Genomic DNA, 14,247 nt, shown 5'->3' with positions numbered 1-14,247 from the left:
GTCAGGCTCCTGCTCCCGGCGGTCGGCGTTCGGGGACGGTGCGGCCACGGCGGCGGCGCTGCGCGCGGCGGCTCGGCACGCGGCGCCGGAGGACCAGGGCCGCCGCCGTCACGGCGCACGTCAGCAGCGTCGCCGTCGCCGGCCAGGCCGCGAACGTCCGCGAGGCGGTCGCCTCGGCCCGGGCGGCTCCCGGCGCGCTCGCCGTCACGCGGATGTCCACGGCGTCCAGGTGCGGCGGGTCGGACCAGGGTTCGGAAAGGGCGACCCGGCGGCCCGGGGGCAGCTCGGCCCGCACGCGGGCGGGGCGGCTGAGGACCTCGCCGAACAGGCCGTCCGCGCGGAGCGCCACACGCGGCGTCAGCGGCGTGTTGCCCCGGTTGACGAGGGCGTAGCGGATCGAGCCGTCCGCGTACGACACGTCCTCGACCGTGAGGGCCGCCAACAGCGGCCCGCGCACCCGCAGATGGAGCCGCACCGGTTCCTCACGGCCCCGGCCGGACGCCGTGATCGTCGCCGTCTGCCCGCCGGGCGGGGTGCTCGCGGGCAGGGTGACGGTGAAGGGGACCTCCGCGCGGGTGCGGGCGGGGACGGTGACCGTACGGGCGGCCAGCGCGATCCACGGCCCGGCCGCGTCGGCCCGCAGGCGCAGGGTGAGCGGCTCGCCGGCCTGGTTGGTCACCGCGAGCCGGTCCTCCAGTACGGCGCCGGGCGCGCCCTCCAGGTACAGGTACGCGCGGTCCGGCGCCCATGGCCCGGACGCCGCCACCGCCGGAGGCGCCGCCGGGAGGAGTGGCGCCGCCGTGAGCGCGAGGACGAGCGCGAGCGCGGCCCGCACGGTCAGCCCGCGGCCCGGCCGCCGCCGCGCCGGGTCAGCCACAGGACGCCCGCGGCACCGGTGAGCAGCACCGTACCGCCGAGCGTGCCGAGCGCCACGGCCGAGTCCAGCGGGCCCGTCCTCGGGAGCCGCGAGGACGCGGACGCCGTGCCGCCGCCCGCCGCCGTGACGTCCAGTTCCAGCGACGGTCCCGGGTTGTTGCGCGGCGTGCACGTGGTCGTCGTGCCGAGCGCCTTGATCGTCAGCACGCCCGCGGTGAAGGTGACCTTGCCGCTCCTGCGCGGCGTGTACGTGCCCGACAGGTCATTGATCTTGATGGGCGTTTCGGCGGGGATCGCCGCGGCGTTGGCCGGGCCGGACACCCGCACCTCTCCCCGGTCCGCGCCGCCCACCTGGATGACCGCGCTCGGGTTCATGGCGCCCTTGCCCAGTTCGACCGGGCTGGACGAGACGCCCTTGCGGAACGACATCGTGAGCCGGTAGGCGCTGCCGCTCCTCTCTGCCCTGATGTCGATCGGCGAGACCGCCCCCTTGGGGCCGATGGGGGTCCGGCACTGGTAGTCGACGTCGACGACGGCGGCCTGCGCGGCGGGGGCGGCGATCAGCACCGCCGAGCCCGCCACGGCCGCTGCCGCCGCGAGAGCTGTCCGCTTGCGGTTCCGGTACGACACCTCGGTTCCCCTCGTGCGCGCATGGACTGACGGCGTTACTGACGGCACATCAGATCGGGGCTCAAGGTACGCCGGGGGCCCTGGGGAGGGAAGACAAAGAGCACGCCGTATCGGCGTGCTCCACAAGAGATTCGGCGACGGCCTGCGAAACGCTCACGCGGGGGCGGCGAGTTCGGCCCACACCGTCTTCCCCGGCGAGCCGGGTGTCCGCACGACTCCCCAGTCCAGGCAGAGGCGTTGGACGATGAACATGCCGTGGCCACCGGGCCGTCCAGCGCGGTGCGGGGTACGCGGCGCGGGCTGGCCCGTGCCGCGGTCGGTGACCTCCAGACGCAGGACCTTCCCGTCGCAGCCGATGCGCAGCTCCTCGGGGCCCTCGGCGTGCAGACAGGCGTTGGTGACCAGTTCGGAGACGACCAGCAGCACGTCCTCGGCCGCCGCCCTGCGGTCCGCCGTCCCGGCGGGCAGCCAGCCCCAGTCGTGGAGCGCCTGCCTGGTGAAGTCGCGGGCGAGCGGAACGATCCCGCTGGCGCTGCCGAGCGAGAGCCTGCGCACCGCGCCACCGACCGGTGCGGCGGATACAGGCACGGTCGGCGCCGCGGCGGCGGCTCCCGGCTCGGGGCCGAGATCGCCCGGCTGTTGCTGCCGGGTGGTGCTCATCAGCGCTTCACCTCACCGATTCACCGGTTCACCAGTTCGCCATGGTTTCAGTACGCAGAGTATTGGGCGTTCAACATTCTGCGGGGGTACTCCTGCCCGGCCGAATCGTGACAACACCCACTAGGTCGGCACGGCACACGTGACGCCGACTACAGGGCGGCACGGCGGGCCCCGGACTCAGTCGGACAGGGCCGCTTCGAGGGAGTCGTGCACGGTGAAGACCGCCTCGGCTCCGGTGATCTCGAAGACCCTCGCCACCAAGGGCTGCATCCCGGCCAAATGGACCCCTCCCCCACCGGCCTCTGCCTTCAGCCGGGCACCCAGCAGGACATTGAGCCCGGTGGAGTCGCAGAAATCGAGGCGTGAACAGTCGATCACCAGGCGCACACGGCCTCGATCGATCGCCTCGTCCAGGGGGGCGCGCAACAGTTCGGCGGTGTGGTGATCCAGCTCACCCGCCGGTTGCACAATCTCGCTGCGGCCCTCGGTCCGAACCTCGACCTGAAGCCGGCCCCGACTCACGCTGCCGACCGTCTCGCGGTCCATGCCGTCCCTCTTCGCCGTGTCGTTCGCTGCGTCGTCCACCGTTTCGTGCCACACGTCACATGCCGCCACTCGGGCGGCGCCGGACGCCCGTCGAACCCTACGCCTTCCCGGCGTCGACCGGTACCCGAACTACCCCCCAATACGGACATACATGACATACGCCACTTGCGATCGGCCCTGCCGAGCCGGTAGGGCTAGTAAGGACACACCGACACGGCCGGCTTTGGAGGCGCCGCTCACCGCAGCAGCATGCATGGCATCGGCAGCCATATGCCGAGAACGATGGAGGACACCATGTCACCCCGGCTCGACGTACCGCGTACCCCCACCGCGCCGTCGGCACACCCCGCCCGTACGACCGCTCACGACCCCGCCGAGACGACCGGTCCCGGCGCCGCCGCGACCGACGTGGCACCCCAGGCAACCACCGCGTGCGACGCGGCGACCGAAGCCGCAGTGACCGGGGCCGCGGCCACCGGACAGCAGTCCGCCGGCCTGGAAGACCTTCCGGATCTGCCGGCGATTCCGCCTTTCGACGAGGTTGACTCGCTGGACGCGCGAGCGCTGTCGAAGACGCTCTTCGAGCGGCTCACGATCCTCGAAGAGGGCACGCACGAGTACGCCTACGTCCGCAACACGCTGATCGAACTCAACCTGGCCCTGGTCAAGTTCGCCGCCTCACGGTTCCGGACGCGCAGCGAGCCGATGGAGGACATCGTCCAGGTCGGCACGATCGGCCTGATCAAGGCGATCGACCGGTTCGAGCTCAGCCGGGGCGTCGAGTTCCCCACGTTCGCGATGCCGACCATCATCGGCGAGATCAAGCGCTTCTTCCGGGACACGTCCTGGTCGGTGCGGGTGCCGCGGCGGCTGCAGGAACTGCGGCTCGAACTCGCGAAGGCCGGTGACGAGCTCTCCCAGCAGCTGGACCGCACGCCCACCGTCGGCGAACTCGCCGAACGCCTCGGCATCGGCCGGGACGAGGTCGTCGAGGGCATGGCGGCGAGCAACGCGTACACCGCGAGCTCGCTGGACGCCCAGCCCGAGGAGGACGACACCGAGAGCGCGCTCGCCGACCGCATCGGGTACGAGGACCACGGCCTCGAGGGCATCGAGTACGTCGAGTCGCTCAAGCCGATGATCGCGGGGCTCCCGGCGCGGGACCGCACGATCCTCAGCCTGCGGTTCGTGGCGAACATGACGCAGTCGGAGATCGGCGAGGAGCTCGGCATCTCACAGATGCACGTGTCGAGGCTGCTGACGAAGACGCTGGTGAAGCTGCGCAGGGGGCTCACTCTGGAGGAGTGAGCCGACCGCTCCCACTGCCTCCGGAAGGGCCCGCTCCGTCAGGAACGGGCCCTTCCCCGTCGTGGAGCCCGTCAGGGCCCGTCAGGGTGCGGCGGGCGGTTGCAGCGCGGCCGTCACCGCCGCCTCCGCGTGCAGCCGCGTCGTCGGGAACACCGGCACCGGGCTGTCGTCCGCCCCGATCAGCAGCTCGATCTCCGTGCAGCCGAGGACGACGCCCTGCGCGCCCTCCGCGACGAGCTCGCCGATGACCCGCCGGTAGGCGGCCCGGGACTCCTCGCGGACGACTCCGAGGCACAACTCCTCGTAGATCACCCGGTGGACGAGGGCGCGCCCGGCGGCGTCCGGAGTGAGGACCGTCAGGCCGTGGGAGGCCAGCCGGTCCCGGTAGAAGTCCTGCTCCATGGTGAAGGCGGTGCCCAGCAGGCCCACGGTGGCGAGGCCATGCGCCCGCACGGCCGCGGCGGTGGCGTCCGCGAGGTGCAGCAGCGGCACACCGACCGCGTCCTGCACCTGGCCGGCGACCTTGTGCATCGTGTTGGTGCAGATCAGCAGCAGGTCAGCGCCCGCCGCCTCCAGACCCTTCGCGGCCTCGGCGAGGATGTCGCCGGCCCGCTGCCACTCGCCCGCGACCTGCAGTTCCTCGATCTCGGCGAAGTCCACGGAATGCAGGACGCACCTGGCGGAGTGGAGTCCGCCGAGGCGTTCCCGTACGAGCTCGTTGAGGAGCCGGTAGTACTCCGCGCTGGATTCCCAGCTCATGCCGCCGATCAGTCCGATGGTTCGCATCGGGCCACTGTCGCATGTCGCGGCCCGGGCGGATGCGGCCGCCGGTGACACTGGTCCGCACAGCCCGGCCGTACGAGAGGACACCCGTCATGCCCCCTGTCATCGCCGTCACCGGAGCGAGCGGACGCGTCGGCGGCCGGGTGGCGGCCAGGCTCTCGGCGGCGGGCGTCGCGACCCGGCTGGTGGGCCGCGATCCGGCCCGGCTGCCCGAGCTGCCCGGCGCGGTCGCCGCGCCCCCCGCCTCCTACGGCGACGGCGAGGCGATGCGGCGGGCCCTGGACGGCGCGGACACGCTGTTCCTCGTCTCGGCGCACGAGGCGCCCGGGCGGGTCCAGGAGCACCACACGGCCGTGGACGCGGCACTCGCCTCGGGCGTCGGGCGGATCGTGTACATCTCGTTCGTGGGCGCCGCACCGGACGCGACGTTCACCTTCGCCCGCGACCACTTCCACACGGAGGAGTACATCCGGGCCCGCCGGGTGCACCACACCTTCCTGCGGGACAACTTCTACCTGGCCGCGTTCCCGGCGATGACCGGCGCTGACGGGGTGCTGCGCGGCCCGGCCGGGCAGGGCCGGGTGGCCGCCGTCGCCCACGACGACATCGCCGACGCGGCGGCGGCCGTGCTCCTCGACGGACCCGGTCCGCACGACCGCGCGGTGTACGACCTGACCGGTCCCACCGCGTTCTCCCTCGCGGAGGCCGCGGCCGAACTGACCCGCGCCACCGGCCGCACCGTGCGCTACGTCCCCGAGTCCGAGGACGAGGCCTACGCCTCCCGTGCCGGCTACGGCGCCGAGGAGTGGGAGGTGACGGGCTGGGTCACGTCGTACGAGGCGATGGCCGCCGGAGAGATGGCCGCGGTCTCGGACGCGGTGCCGCGGCTGACGGGGCACCCGGCGCAGTCGCTGCGCGAGTACCTGGCCGAGCACCCGCGCAGCTACGCGCACCTGCTGCCGTAGCCCTCCCCGGACCGGACCGGCTAGACACGCTTACCGGCCCGCCAGACCTCGCGCACCAGCGGCACGCCCGGCCGGTAGGCGAGGTGGACATGGCTCGGGGCGTCCAGCAGGGCGAGGTCCGCGCGGGACCCGGGCGTCAGGCGGCCCACGTCCGTACGGCGCAGGGCCGCGGCGCCGCCCGCCGTGGCGGACCACAGCGCCTCGTCGGGTGTCATCCCCATGTCGCGCACGGCGAGTGCGATGCAGAACGGCATCGAGGACGTGAACGACGAGCCCGGGTTGCAGTCCGTCGACAGCGCGACAGTGGCGCCGGCGTCGATCAGACGGCGCGCGTCGGGCCACTCGGCGCGGGTGGAGAACTCCGCGCCCGGCAGCAGGGTCGCGACGGTCGCGCTGCCTGCGAGGGCGTCGACGTCCGCGTCCGTGAGGTGGGTGCAGTGGTCGGCGGACGCGGCGTCCAGCTCGACGGCGAGCTGCACGCCCGGGCCGTAGCCGAGCTGGTTGGCGTGCACGCGCGGCAGGAGGCCCTTCGCCTTGCCCGCGGTCAGCACCGCACGCGCCTGGTCCCCGTCGAACGCGCCCTTCTCGCAGAACACGTCGATCCAGCGGGCGTGCGGCGCGCAGGCGTCCAGCATCTCGCCGGTGACGAGGGCGACGTAGGCCGCCGGGTCGTCGGCGTAGTCCGGGGAGACGACGTGCGCGCCGAGGTACGTCACCTCGTCCGTGTGCCGGGCGGCGATCCGCAGCGCCCTGGCCTCGTCCTCGACGGTCAGCCCGTACCCGGACTTGGTCTCGAACGTGGTCGTGCCCTGGCGCAGGGCCTCGTCGAGATACCGCGTGAGGTTGGCCTCGAGCTCGTCGTCGCTCGCGGCGCGGGTGGCGGCGACGGTGGTGCGGATGCCGCCGGCGGAGTAGGCCCGGCCGGACATACGGGCGTTGAACTCCTGGGTGCGGTCGCCTGCGAAGACGAGGTGCGAGTGGGAGTCCACGAAGCCGGGGATGCAGGCGCGGCCCCGGGCGTCGTGCCGCAGGTCGGCGTCGGGCGCGTCCTCGGCGGCGCCGGCCCAGACGACGCGGTCGCCGTCGATGACGAGCGCGCCGTTCTCGACGAGGCCGAGGGGCCCGTCGCCGAGGGCGGGGTCGTTGGTGACGAGGGTGGCGATGTTGGTGACGAGGGTGGTGGTCATGGGGTCCTTTCGGGGGGTTCCTTTTCCCCACCCCGCCCTCCCCCTACGGCCTGGCGGCCGTAGGGGGAGGGCGGGGTGGGGCAACGTCATCGGCGCAGCGCGGCCACCGCCTCCGTGAGCGCCGACCCCACGTCCGGGACCAGCACGTGCGACCCGTCGCGCACGACGCGGCGGCCCCCCACCACCACGTCCCGCACGTCCGCCGCGCCCGCCGCGAAGACCGCCGTCTCCGCGCCCAGCCTCGGCACCGGTCCGGCCGTGCGCACGGAGTCCAGCGTGATGGTGGTGAAGTCCGCGAGCGCGCCCTGCTCCAGGCGGCCCGCGTCGGGCCAGCCCAGTGCGGCGTGGCCGTCCGCCGTCGCCGCGCGCAGCAGTGCCGCCGCCGTCCAGTGGCCGCGCGTACGTGAGCGGAGGCGTTCGTTCAGCTCCATCGCCCGCGCCTCCTCGAACAGGTCGATCACCGCGTGGCTGTCGCTGCCGAGGGACAGCGGCGAGCCGGCGGCCTGGAGCGCGGGGGCGGGTCCGATGCCGTCGGCGAGGTCGCGTTCCGTCGTGGGGCACATGCAGGTGCCCGTCGCCGTGCCGCCCAGCAGCGCGATGTCCTCGTCCGTCAGGTGCGTGTTGTGCACCCCGGTGGTGCGGGGGCCGAGGACGCCGTGGTCGGCGAGCAGCCGGGCCGGTGTCACCCCGTGCGCCGCGAGGCAGGCGTCGTTCTCCGCGGTCTGCTCGGAGAGGTGGACGTGGAGGGGCGCGTTGCGTGCGGACGCCCAGGAGGCGACCGTCGACAACTGCTGTGCCGGGACGGCCCGTACGGAGTGGATCGCCGCTCCGATGCGTACGTGCTCGCCGTCCTTCAGGGCGTCCGCACGCTCTGCCCAGGCGTCCGCCGTGCCGTCGGAGAAGCGCAGCTGGTGCCGGTTCGGCGGCTCGCCGAAGCCTGAGGACAGATACGCCGTGTCGAGCAGCGTGATGCGGATGCCCGCCTCGGCCGCGGCCGCGATCAGGGCCTCGCCCATGGCGTTCCGATCGGCGTAGGGCGTGCCTCCGGGCGCGTGATGGAGGTAGTGGAACTCGCCGACGGCCGTGATCCCGGCGAGCGCCATCTCCGCGTACACCGCGCGGGCCAGCGTGAAGTACGTCTGAGGGGTCAGCCCGGACGCGACCTGGTACATGACCTCGCGCCAGGTCCAGAACGTGCCGCTGCCGACCTGGACCGTGCCGCGCAGGGCGCGGTGGAAGGCGTGCGAGTGGGCGTTCGCCAGGCCCGGGACGGTGAGCCCGCGCAGGACCACCGCTCCCGGCGGCGGGGCGTCCACGCCCGTGCGGACGGCCGCGATGCTGCCGTCGCGCACGTCCAGTGCCACACCCGGCTCGACGTGGGCGCCGAGCCAGGCGTGTTCCAGCCAGTAGGTCACCTGCACGCCAGGCCCTCCAGTACGTCGGCGAGTGCGATCACCCCGGCCACGCAGTCGTCCTCGGGCGCGAATTCCGCCGGGGAGTGCGAGATCCCCGTGGGGTTGCGTACGAACAGCATGGCGGTCGGAACGGACGCGGACAGGATTCCCGCGTCGTGTCCGGCGCCCGTGCCGAGGACCGGAACGGCACCGCCGAGGATCTTGTTGAGCTCGTCGCGCAGCGCGTGCTCGAACTCGATCACCGGGGTGAACGACTCCCGTACGACGGCCAGGTCCACTCCGTCGCGGTCCGCGCGCTCCTTCGCGGCGTGCTCGATCGCCGTGACGACGGTGTCGAGCGCCGCCTGGTCGGGGGCGCGCGAGTCGAGCCAGCCGCGGACGAGGGAGGGGATGGCGTTGACGCCGTTCGGCTCGACGGAGATCTTGCCGAACGTGGCGACGGCGCCCGCGAGTTCCGCCTCGCGGCGGGCGGCGAGCACGGTCTCCGCGTACGTCAGCATCGGGTCGCGCCGGTCGACGAGGCGCGTGGTGCCGGCGTGGTTCGCCTCGCCGCGGAAGTCGAAGCGCCAGCGGCCGTGCGGCCAGATCGCGGAGGCGATGCCGACCGCGTGGCCGGTCCCCGCGGCGGAGCCGCTGTCCATTGCAGCGAGGGCGCGGCCCTGCTCGACGTGCAGCTCGACGAACGCGCCGACACGGGCGAGCCGTTCGGGGTCGGGCCCGATGGCGGCCGGGTCGTACCCGGCGGCCTCCATCGCCCGGGGCAGGCTGATCCCGTCGCCGTCGCGCAGCTCGTACGCGGCCTCACGCGTCAGCTGCCCGGCGGCGAGCCGGGAGCCGACACAGGCGAGCCCGAACCGGGCGCCCTCCTCGTCACCGAAGTTGGTGACGGCGAGCGGCCGGGTGAACTCCGCACCTCTGCGGCGTAGTTCGTCCAGTGCGGCGAAGGAGGACACGACACCCAGCGGCCCGTCGAAGGCTCCGCCGTCGGGGACGGAGTCGAGGTGCGAGCCGGTGACGACGGCGTCACCCGCGGAGGGGTCGCCGAGCCAGGCCCACTGGTTGCCGTTGCGGTCGGTCTCGTAGGCGAGCCCGCGCGCCTCGGCCTGCTCCTGGAACCAGGCGCGGCACTCGCGGTCGGCCTCGGTCCACGCGTACCGGCGGTATCCGCCGGTGTCGGCGTTGCGCCCGATGGGCGCGAGCTCCCGCCACATCTCGTGGAACGAAGTGGTCACGCCTGGTCACCCTCGCGCATGGGGATGCGGACGCCCTTGTCGGCGGCGACGGTCTCGGCGATGTCGTAGCCGGCGTCGACGTGGCGGATGACGCCCATGCCCGGGTCGTTGGTCAGCACCCGGCGGACCTTCTCGCCCGCCAGCCTCGTGCCGTCCGCGACCGACACCTGACCCGCGTGGATCGAACGGCCCATGCCCACACCACCGCCGTGGTGGATCGACACCCACGACGCACCCGAGGCCACATTCACCATCGCGTTCAGCAACGGCCAGTCCGCGATCGCGTCCGACCCGTCCAGCATCGCCTCCGTCTCCCGGTACGGAGAGGCGACCGAACCACAGTCCAGATGGTCACGACCGATGGCCAGCGGCGCGGCCAGCTCACCGCTCGCCACCATGTCGTTGAACCGCTCACCCGCCCTGTCCCGCTCGCCGTAACCCAGCCAGCAGATCCGCGCCGGCAGGCCCTGGAAGTGGACGCGCTCGCCCGCCATCGTGATCCAGCGCGCCAGCGACTCGTTCTCCGGGAAGAGCTCGAGCATCGCCTTGTCGGTTTTGTGGATGTCGGAGGCCTCGCCCGAGAGCGCCGCCCACCGGAAGGGACCCTTGCCCTCGCAGAACAACGGCCGGATGTAGGCGGGCACGAAACCCGGGAACGCGAACGCCCGGTCGTAGCCCGCGAGCTGAGCCTCGCCGCGGATCGAGTTCCCGTAGTCGAAGACCTCGGCGCCCGCGTCCATGAAGCCGACCATCGCCTCCACATGCCGGGCCATGGACTCACGGGCTCGGGTGGTGAACCCGGCCGGGTCCTTCGCCGCGTACGACTGCATGTCGCCGAAGTCGACCCCCACCGGCAGATACGCCAGCGGATCGTGCGCCGACGTCTGGTCCGTCACGATGTCGACGGGCGCGCCCTCGGCCAGCATCCGCGGCAGCAGCTCCGCCGCGTTGCCCAGCAGACCGATGGACAGGGGCCTGCGCTGGTCCCGGGCCTCGACCGCGAGCTGGAGCGCATGCTCCAGGGAGTCCGCCTTCACGTCCAGGTAGCGGTGCTCGATACGGCGCTCGATCGCGCGGGGGTCGCAGTCGATGCAGATCGCCACGCCGTCGTTCATGGTGACGGCGAGCGGCTGGGCGCCGCCCATGCCGCCCAGACCCGCGGTCAGCGTGATCGTCCCCGCCAGCGTCCCGCCGAACTTCTTCGCCGCCACCGCCGCGAACGTCTCGTACGTGCCCTGCAGAATGCCCTGCGTCCCGATGTAGATCCACGAACCGGCCGTCATCTGCCCGTACATGGTCAGCCCCAGCTGCTCCAGACGCCGGAACTCCTCCCAGTTCGCCCAGTCCCCCACCAGGTTCGAGTTCGCGATCAGCACCCGCGGCGCCCACTCGTGCGTCTGCATCACCCCCACCGGACGACCCGACTGCACCAGCATCGTCTCGTCCTGCTTCAACGTCCGCAGCGTGCGCACCATCGCATCGAACGAACGCCAGTCCCGCGCCGCCTTGCCCGTACCGCCGTAGACCACCAGCTTGTCCGGATGCTCCGCCACCTCGGGGTCGAGGTTGTTCTGGAGCATCCGGAGCGCGGCTTCCTGCTGCCAGCCCAGTGCGCTCAGCTCCGTACCGCGCGGTGCCCGAACGGGGCGGGGTCCTGACATGGCGATGCCTCCTCGCGACAGCGACGACTACGGTTGTGGGATCTTCTATTCACATCCTGTATGTCTGAATAGTTTTAGTCAACAGCTGCGGCGCGACCCGCCGGATGATTGGCTGAACACCATGACTGCGGACGTGACAGGGGACGTGACCGCCGAGCGTCGGGACCTGGCCGTGCGAGCGGCCGTGGAGCAGGGCCTTGTTTCCGGGGCCGAGCCCGTGACCGCCCTGATCGACGTGGCGGGTATCCGCTCCTCGGCGGCGGCGCTGCGGGCCGCCTTCGCCGCCGTCACCGACGCGCCGGTGCTGCACGCCTTCGCCGTCAAGGCCGCCCCGCTGGTACCGGTCCTCGCCCTCCTGCACGCCGAGGGCATCGGCGCGGAGGTCGCGAGCCCGGGCGAACTGGCGCTCGCGCGGGCCGCCGGCCTGCCCGCCGGTCTGACGGTGCTCGACTCCCCCGCCAAGACCGGCGCCGAACTGCGCGAGGCCCTCGCGCTGGGGATCGCGGTCAACGCGGACAACTTCCAGGAACTGTGGCGCATCGACGCCCTGATGGCCGAGGGGCCGAGCGCCTCGCCGCTGGGACTGCGCGTCAATCCGCAGGTCGGCGGCGGCTCGATCGGCGCGCTGTCGACGGCCACGGCCACGTCCAAGTTCGGCTTCGCGCTCGCCGACGCGGGGGCCAGGGACGCGGTCGTGCGCGCCTACGCGGAACGCCCCTGGCTGACCCGTCTGCACACCCACTCCGGTTCCCAGGGAATGCCGCTCGCGCGCATGGCCCAGGGCGTCCTCGCCGTCTACGAGCTGGCCGAGGAGATCAACGCGGCGGCGGGCCGCCGCCAGGTCGACACGATCGACATCGGCGGCGGCCTCCCGGTCAACTTCGCCTCCGACGAGCACACGCCCACCTTCGCCGCGTACGCGCGGCAGCTGAAGGAGCACGTGCCGGGCCTCTTCGACGGGCGCTACGGGCTGGTCACCGAGTTCGGCCGCTCTCTGGTCGCCAAGCACGGCCTGGTCCTCGCCCGTGTCGAGTACGCGAAGTCGGCCGGCGGCCGTCCCATCGCCGTCACGCACGCCGGCGTCCAGGTCGCCACCCGCACCGTCTACGACCCGGTGTCCTGGCCGCTGAGGATCGCCGCGTACGACGCCAAGGGCCTGCCCAAGCCGGGGCCGGACGTGGTGCAGGACGTCGCGGGACCGGCTTGCTTCGCCGGTGACCTGCTCGCCGAGAAGCGGGCCCTGCCGCTGCTGGAGCAGGGCGACGTGATCGCGGCGCTCGACACGGGCGCGTACTACTTCTCCAGCCACTACGGCTACAACAGCCTGCCCAGGACCGCCGTGCACGGCTTCACCGCCGGCTCCGACGGGGTCCGCTTCAGCCTGGTACGAGCCGCGCAGACCCTCGACGAGATCGTCGCGGAATCGGGCGGCGCCTGCCCGGGCGCGCTGCTGTAGCCCAGGCGGCGCAACACGCCGCGTCCCGGCCGCCCACAGGCATCACACCGGTCCCACCGGGCAGAAACTCTTCCGTCGGGAACGGTCGGGTCCACGGGAAAGGTGTCTCATGAGCGCATCCGCGCCGGCGTCCACCGGAACACCGGACGGGTCCCCTTCGCTCAAGCGGGCGATCGGGCCGAAGCTGCTGATCCTCTTCGTGATCGGCGACATCCTCGGGACCGGCATCTACGCCACCACCGGCAAGGTGGCGGGCAAGGTCGGGGGCGCGCTGTGGCTGCCGTTCGCCATCGGCTTCGTGGTCGCGATCCTGACGGCCGCCTCGTACGTCGAGCTGGTCGGGAAGTACCCGAAGGCCGCCGGGGCGGCGCTGTACACCCAGAAGGCCTTCAAGGTCCCCTTCCTGACCTTCGTCGTCGCCTTCATGGTGATGTGCTCGGGGCTGTCGTCCGCGAGCGCCGCGGCCCGCGCCTTCAGCGGGGACTACTTCCGGGAGTTCACCGACGCGATCCCGCCCACCGTCATCGCGATCGCCTTCATTCTCGCTCTCGCCGCGCTCGCCCTGCGCGGTGTGTCGGAGTCCGTGAAGACCAATGTGGTGCTGACGCTCGTCGAGCTCACCGGCCTGCTCGTGATCCTCGCGATCGGCGCCTGGGCGGTGATCACCGGTGACGGAGAGCCGTCCCGGCTGGGCGAGTTCGAGGCGTCGGGCACGGGCTACGCGCTGATCACCGGCGTGCTGGGCGCCACCGCGCTCGGGTTCTTCGCCTTCGTGGGGTTCGAGGACTCGGTCAACATGGCGGAGGAGACCCACGATCCGGTGCGCAGCTTCCCCCGCGCGATCTTCACCGGTGTCGCGGTCACCGGCACGATCTACGTGCTCGTCGCCCTGGTGTCGTCGCTGCTCGTGGACTACCGCACCCTGGAGAAGTCCAGCGGCCCGCTGCTGGAGGTCGTCAAAGCGGGCGGCGTCGACTTCCCGCCCCGGCTCTTCGCGCTGATCGCGCTGTTCGCGGTCACCAACTCGGCGCTGATCAACATCATGATGGCCTCCCGGCTCTGCTACGGCCTGGCCAACGAGAAGGTCCTCCCGCGCGGCATGGGCAAGGTGCTGCGGCGGCGCCGCACCCCGGTCACCGGCATCGTGTTCGTGACGCTGATCGCCATCGGGCTCGTGTCCACGGGCGAGATCGAGGGGCTCGGCGACACGACCGCGTTCCTGCTGCTGTGCGTGTTCGCGGTCGTCAACGTGGCCGTGCTGGTGCTGCGCAAGGACCGCGTGGAGCACGCGCACTTCCGCACGCCGACGGTCCTGCCGGTCCTCGGCGCGATCACGGCGGTGATCCTGGCCAGCCCGCTCGCCGACCGCGCGGCGGACGTCTACATCCGGGCCGGGGTGCTGGTCGGCATCGGCATCCTGCTGTGGGGTGTCAACAAGCTGGTGATGAAGGTGCGCCACGAAGAGGAGGCAGGCACCGGCAACGGATAGGGCCGTCTCGGACGGGGCGGACTTTATCGGGCGCGCGCA

General features: G+C 72.5%; 13 protein-coding genes. 4 read left to right on the top strand and 9 right to left on the bottom strand.

The features are described from left to right. Window position 1: 1 nt before the first annotated feature. The 4 genes from QFZ82_RS24115 to QFZ82_RS24100 form a co-directional block, all read right to left on the bottom strand. A complete protein-coding gene (locus QFZ82_RS24115) occupies window positions 2–877 on the bottom strand; it encodes a hypothetical protein (protein WP_307715138.1) in 876 nt (291 codons plus the stop codon). Further along, complete coding sequence (locus QFZ82_RS24110) at window positions 838–1,506, bottom strand: peptidase (protein WP_177152334.1); 669 nt, start codon at window positions 1,504–1,506, stop codon at window positions 838–840. The genes QFZ82_RS24115 and QFZ82_RS24110 overlap by 40 nt, the downstream gene beginning before the upstream one ends. A 153-nt stretch (window positions 1,507–1,659) precedes the next feature. Further along, window positions 1,660–2,166, bottom strand: a complete 507-nt coding sequence (locus tag QFZ82_RS24105) for an ATP-binding protein (protein ID WP_177152335.1) — start codon at window positions 2,164–2,166, stop codon at window positions 1,660–1,662. A 177-nt stretch (window positions 2,167–2,343) separates the two neighbouring features. Further along, on the bottom strand, window positions 2,344–2,712 hold the full coding sequence (locus tag QFZ82_RS24100) for an STAS domain-containing protein (RefSeq protein WP_307715137.1): 369 nt from the start codon (window positions 2,710–2,712) through the stop codon (window positions 2,344–2,346). 294 nt (window positions 2,713–3,006) lie between these two features. Between QFZ82_RS24100 and QFZ82_RS24095 the strand changes: the two genes are divergently transcribed. Next, entirely contained in the window at window positions 3,007–4,020 is a 1,014-nt protein-coding gene (locus QFZ82_RS24095) for an RNA polymerase sigma factor SigF (RefSeq protein WP_307715136.1), read from the top strand. Window positions 4,021–4,101: 81 nt separating this feature from the next. Here the strand turns inward: QFZ82_RS24095 and QFZ82_RS24090 are convergent, their stop codons facing one another. Further along, complete coding sequence (locus tag QFZ82_RS24090; protein WP_307715135.1) at window positions 4,102–4,806, bottom strand: aspartate/glutamate racemase family protein; 705 nt, start codon at window positions 4,804–4,806, stop codon at window positions 4,102–4,104. A gap of 89 nt (window positions 4,807–4,895) precedes the next feature. Here QFZ82_RS24090 and QFZ82_RS24085 point away from each other — a divergent pair, with 89 nt between their 5' ends. Continuing rightward, window positions 4,896–5,768: an NAD(P)H-binding protein gene (locus tag QFZ82_RS24085; RefSeq protein ID WP_307715134.1), complete on the top strand. Its 873-nt coding sequence runs from the start codon at window positions 4,896–4,898 to the stop codon at window positions 5,766–5,768. 20 nt (window positions 5,769–5,788) lie between these two features. Here the strand turns inward: QFZ82_RS24085 and hutI are convergent, their stop codons facing one another. From hutI to hutU, 4 genes are all read right to left on the bottom strand, one after another. After that, a complete protein-coding gene (hutI, locus tag QFZ82_RS24080; protein ID WP_307715133.1) occupies window positions 5,789–6,955 on the bottom strand; it encodes an imidazolonepropionase in 1,167 nt (388 codons plus the stop codon). 86 nt (window positions 6,956–7,041) lie between these two features. After that, window positions 7,042–8,376 (bottom strand): formimidoylglutamate deiminase, encoded by a 1,335-nt coding sequence (locus tag QFZ82_RS24075; RefSeq protein ID WP_307715132.1) that lies wholly within the window; start codon window positions 8,374–8,376, stop codon window positions 7,042–7,044. Continuing rightward, window positions 8,367–9,581, bottom strand: a complete 1,215-nt coding sequence (locus QFZ82_RS24070) for an allantoate amidohydrolase (RefSeq protein WP_307717824.1) — start codon at window positions 9,579–9,581, stop codon at window positions 8,367–8,369. Before QFZ82_RS24070 ends, QFZ82_RS24075 begins: the two co-directional genes overlap by 10 nt. A gap of 17 nt (window positions 9,582–9,598) precedes the next feature. Then, entirely contained in the window at window positions 9,599–11,263 is a 1,665-nt protein-coding gene (hutU, locus tag QFZ82_RS24065; RefSeq protein WP_307715131.1) for a urocanate hydratase, read from the bottom strand. 121 nt (window positions 11,264–11,384) lie between these two features. On the opposite strand from hutU, the gene QFZ82_RS24060 reads away from it, so the two are divergent. After that, window positions 11,385–12,719, top strand: a complete 1,335-nt coding sequence (locus tag QFZ82_RS24060; RefSeq protein ID WP_307715130.1) for a diaminopimelate decarboxylase — start codon at window positions 11,385–11,387, stop codon at window positions 12,717–12,719. 109 nt (window positions 12,720–12,828) lie between these two features. Further along, a complete protein-coding gene (locus tag QFZ82_RS24055) occupies window positions 12,829–14,208 on the top strand; it encodes an APC family permease (protein ID WP_307715129.1) in 1,380 nt (459 codons plus the stop codon). Window positions 14,209–14,247: the final 39 nt, after the last annotated feature.

Origin of the sequence: Streptomyces sp. V4I23, assembly GCF_030817975.1 — a bacterium.
In the GTDB taxonomy this organism is placed as follows: Bacteria; Actinomycetota; Actinomycetes; order Streptomycetales; family Streptomycetaceae; genus Streptomyces.
Note: the sequence above shows the minus strand (reverse complement) of the source record. Positions and strands in the feature narration are given on the sequence as shown.

Bases quoted from the DNA above. Each gene is read 5' to 3' on its own strand.
- QFZ82_RS24100 (WP_307715137.1), bottom strand. From the start codon at position 2,712: ATGGACCGCGAGACGGTCGGCAGCGTGAGTCGGGGCCGGCTTCAGGTC.
- QFZ82_RS24085 (WP_307715134.1), top strand. From the start codon at position 4,896: ATGCCCCCTGTCATCGCCGTCACCGGAGCGAGCGGACGCGTCGGCGGC.
- QFZ82_RS24055 (WP_307715129.1), top strand. From the start codon at position 12,829: ATGAGCGCATCCGCGCCGGCGTCCACCGGAACACCGGACGGGTCCCCT.
- QFZ82_RS24095 (WP_307715136.1), top strand. From the start codon at position 3,007: ATGTCACCCCGGCTCGACGTACCGCGTACCCCCACCGCGCCGTCGGCA.
- QFZ82_RS24060 (WP_307715130.1), top strand. From the start codon at position 11,385: ATGACTGCGGACGTGACAGGGGACGTGACCGCCGAGCGTCGGGACCTG.
- QFZ82_RS24105 (WP_177152335.1), bottom strand. From the start codon at position 2,166: ATGAGCACCACCCGGCAGCAACAGCCGGGCGATCTCGGCCCCGAGCCG.
- QFZ82_RS24090 (WP_307715135.1), bottom strand. From the start codon at position 4,806: ATGCGAACCATCGGACTGATCGGCGGCATGAGCTGGGAATCCAGCGCG.
- hutI (WP_307715133.1), bottom strand. From the start codon at position 6,955: ATGACCACCACCCTCGTCACCAACATCGCCACCCTCGTCACCAACGAC.
- QFZ82_RS24070 (WP_307717824.1), bottom strand. From the start codon at position 9,581: ATGTGGCGGGAGCTCGCGCCCATCGGGCGCAACGCCGACACCGGCGGA.
- hutU (WP_307715131.1), bottom strand. From the start codon at position 11,263: ATGTCAGGACCCCGCCCCGTTCGGGCACCGCGCGGTACGGAGCTGAGC.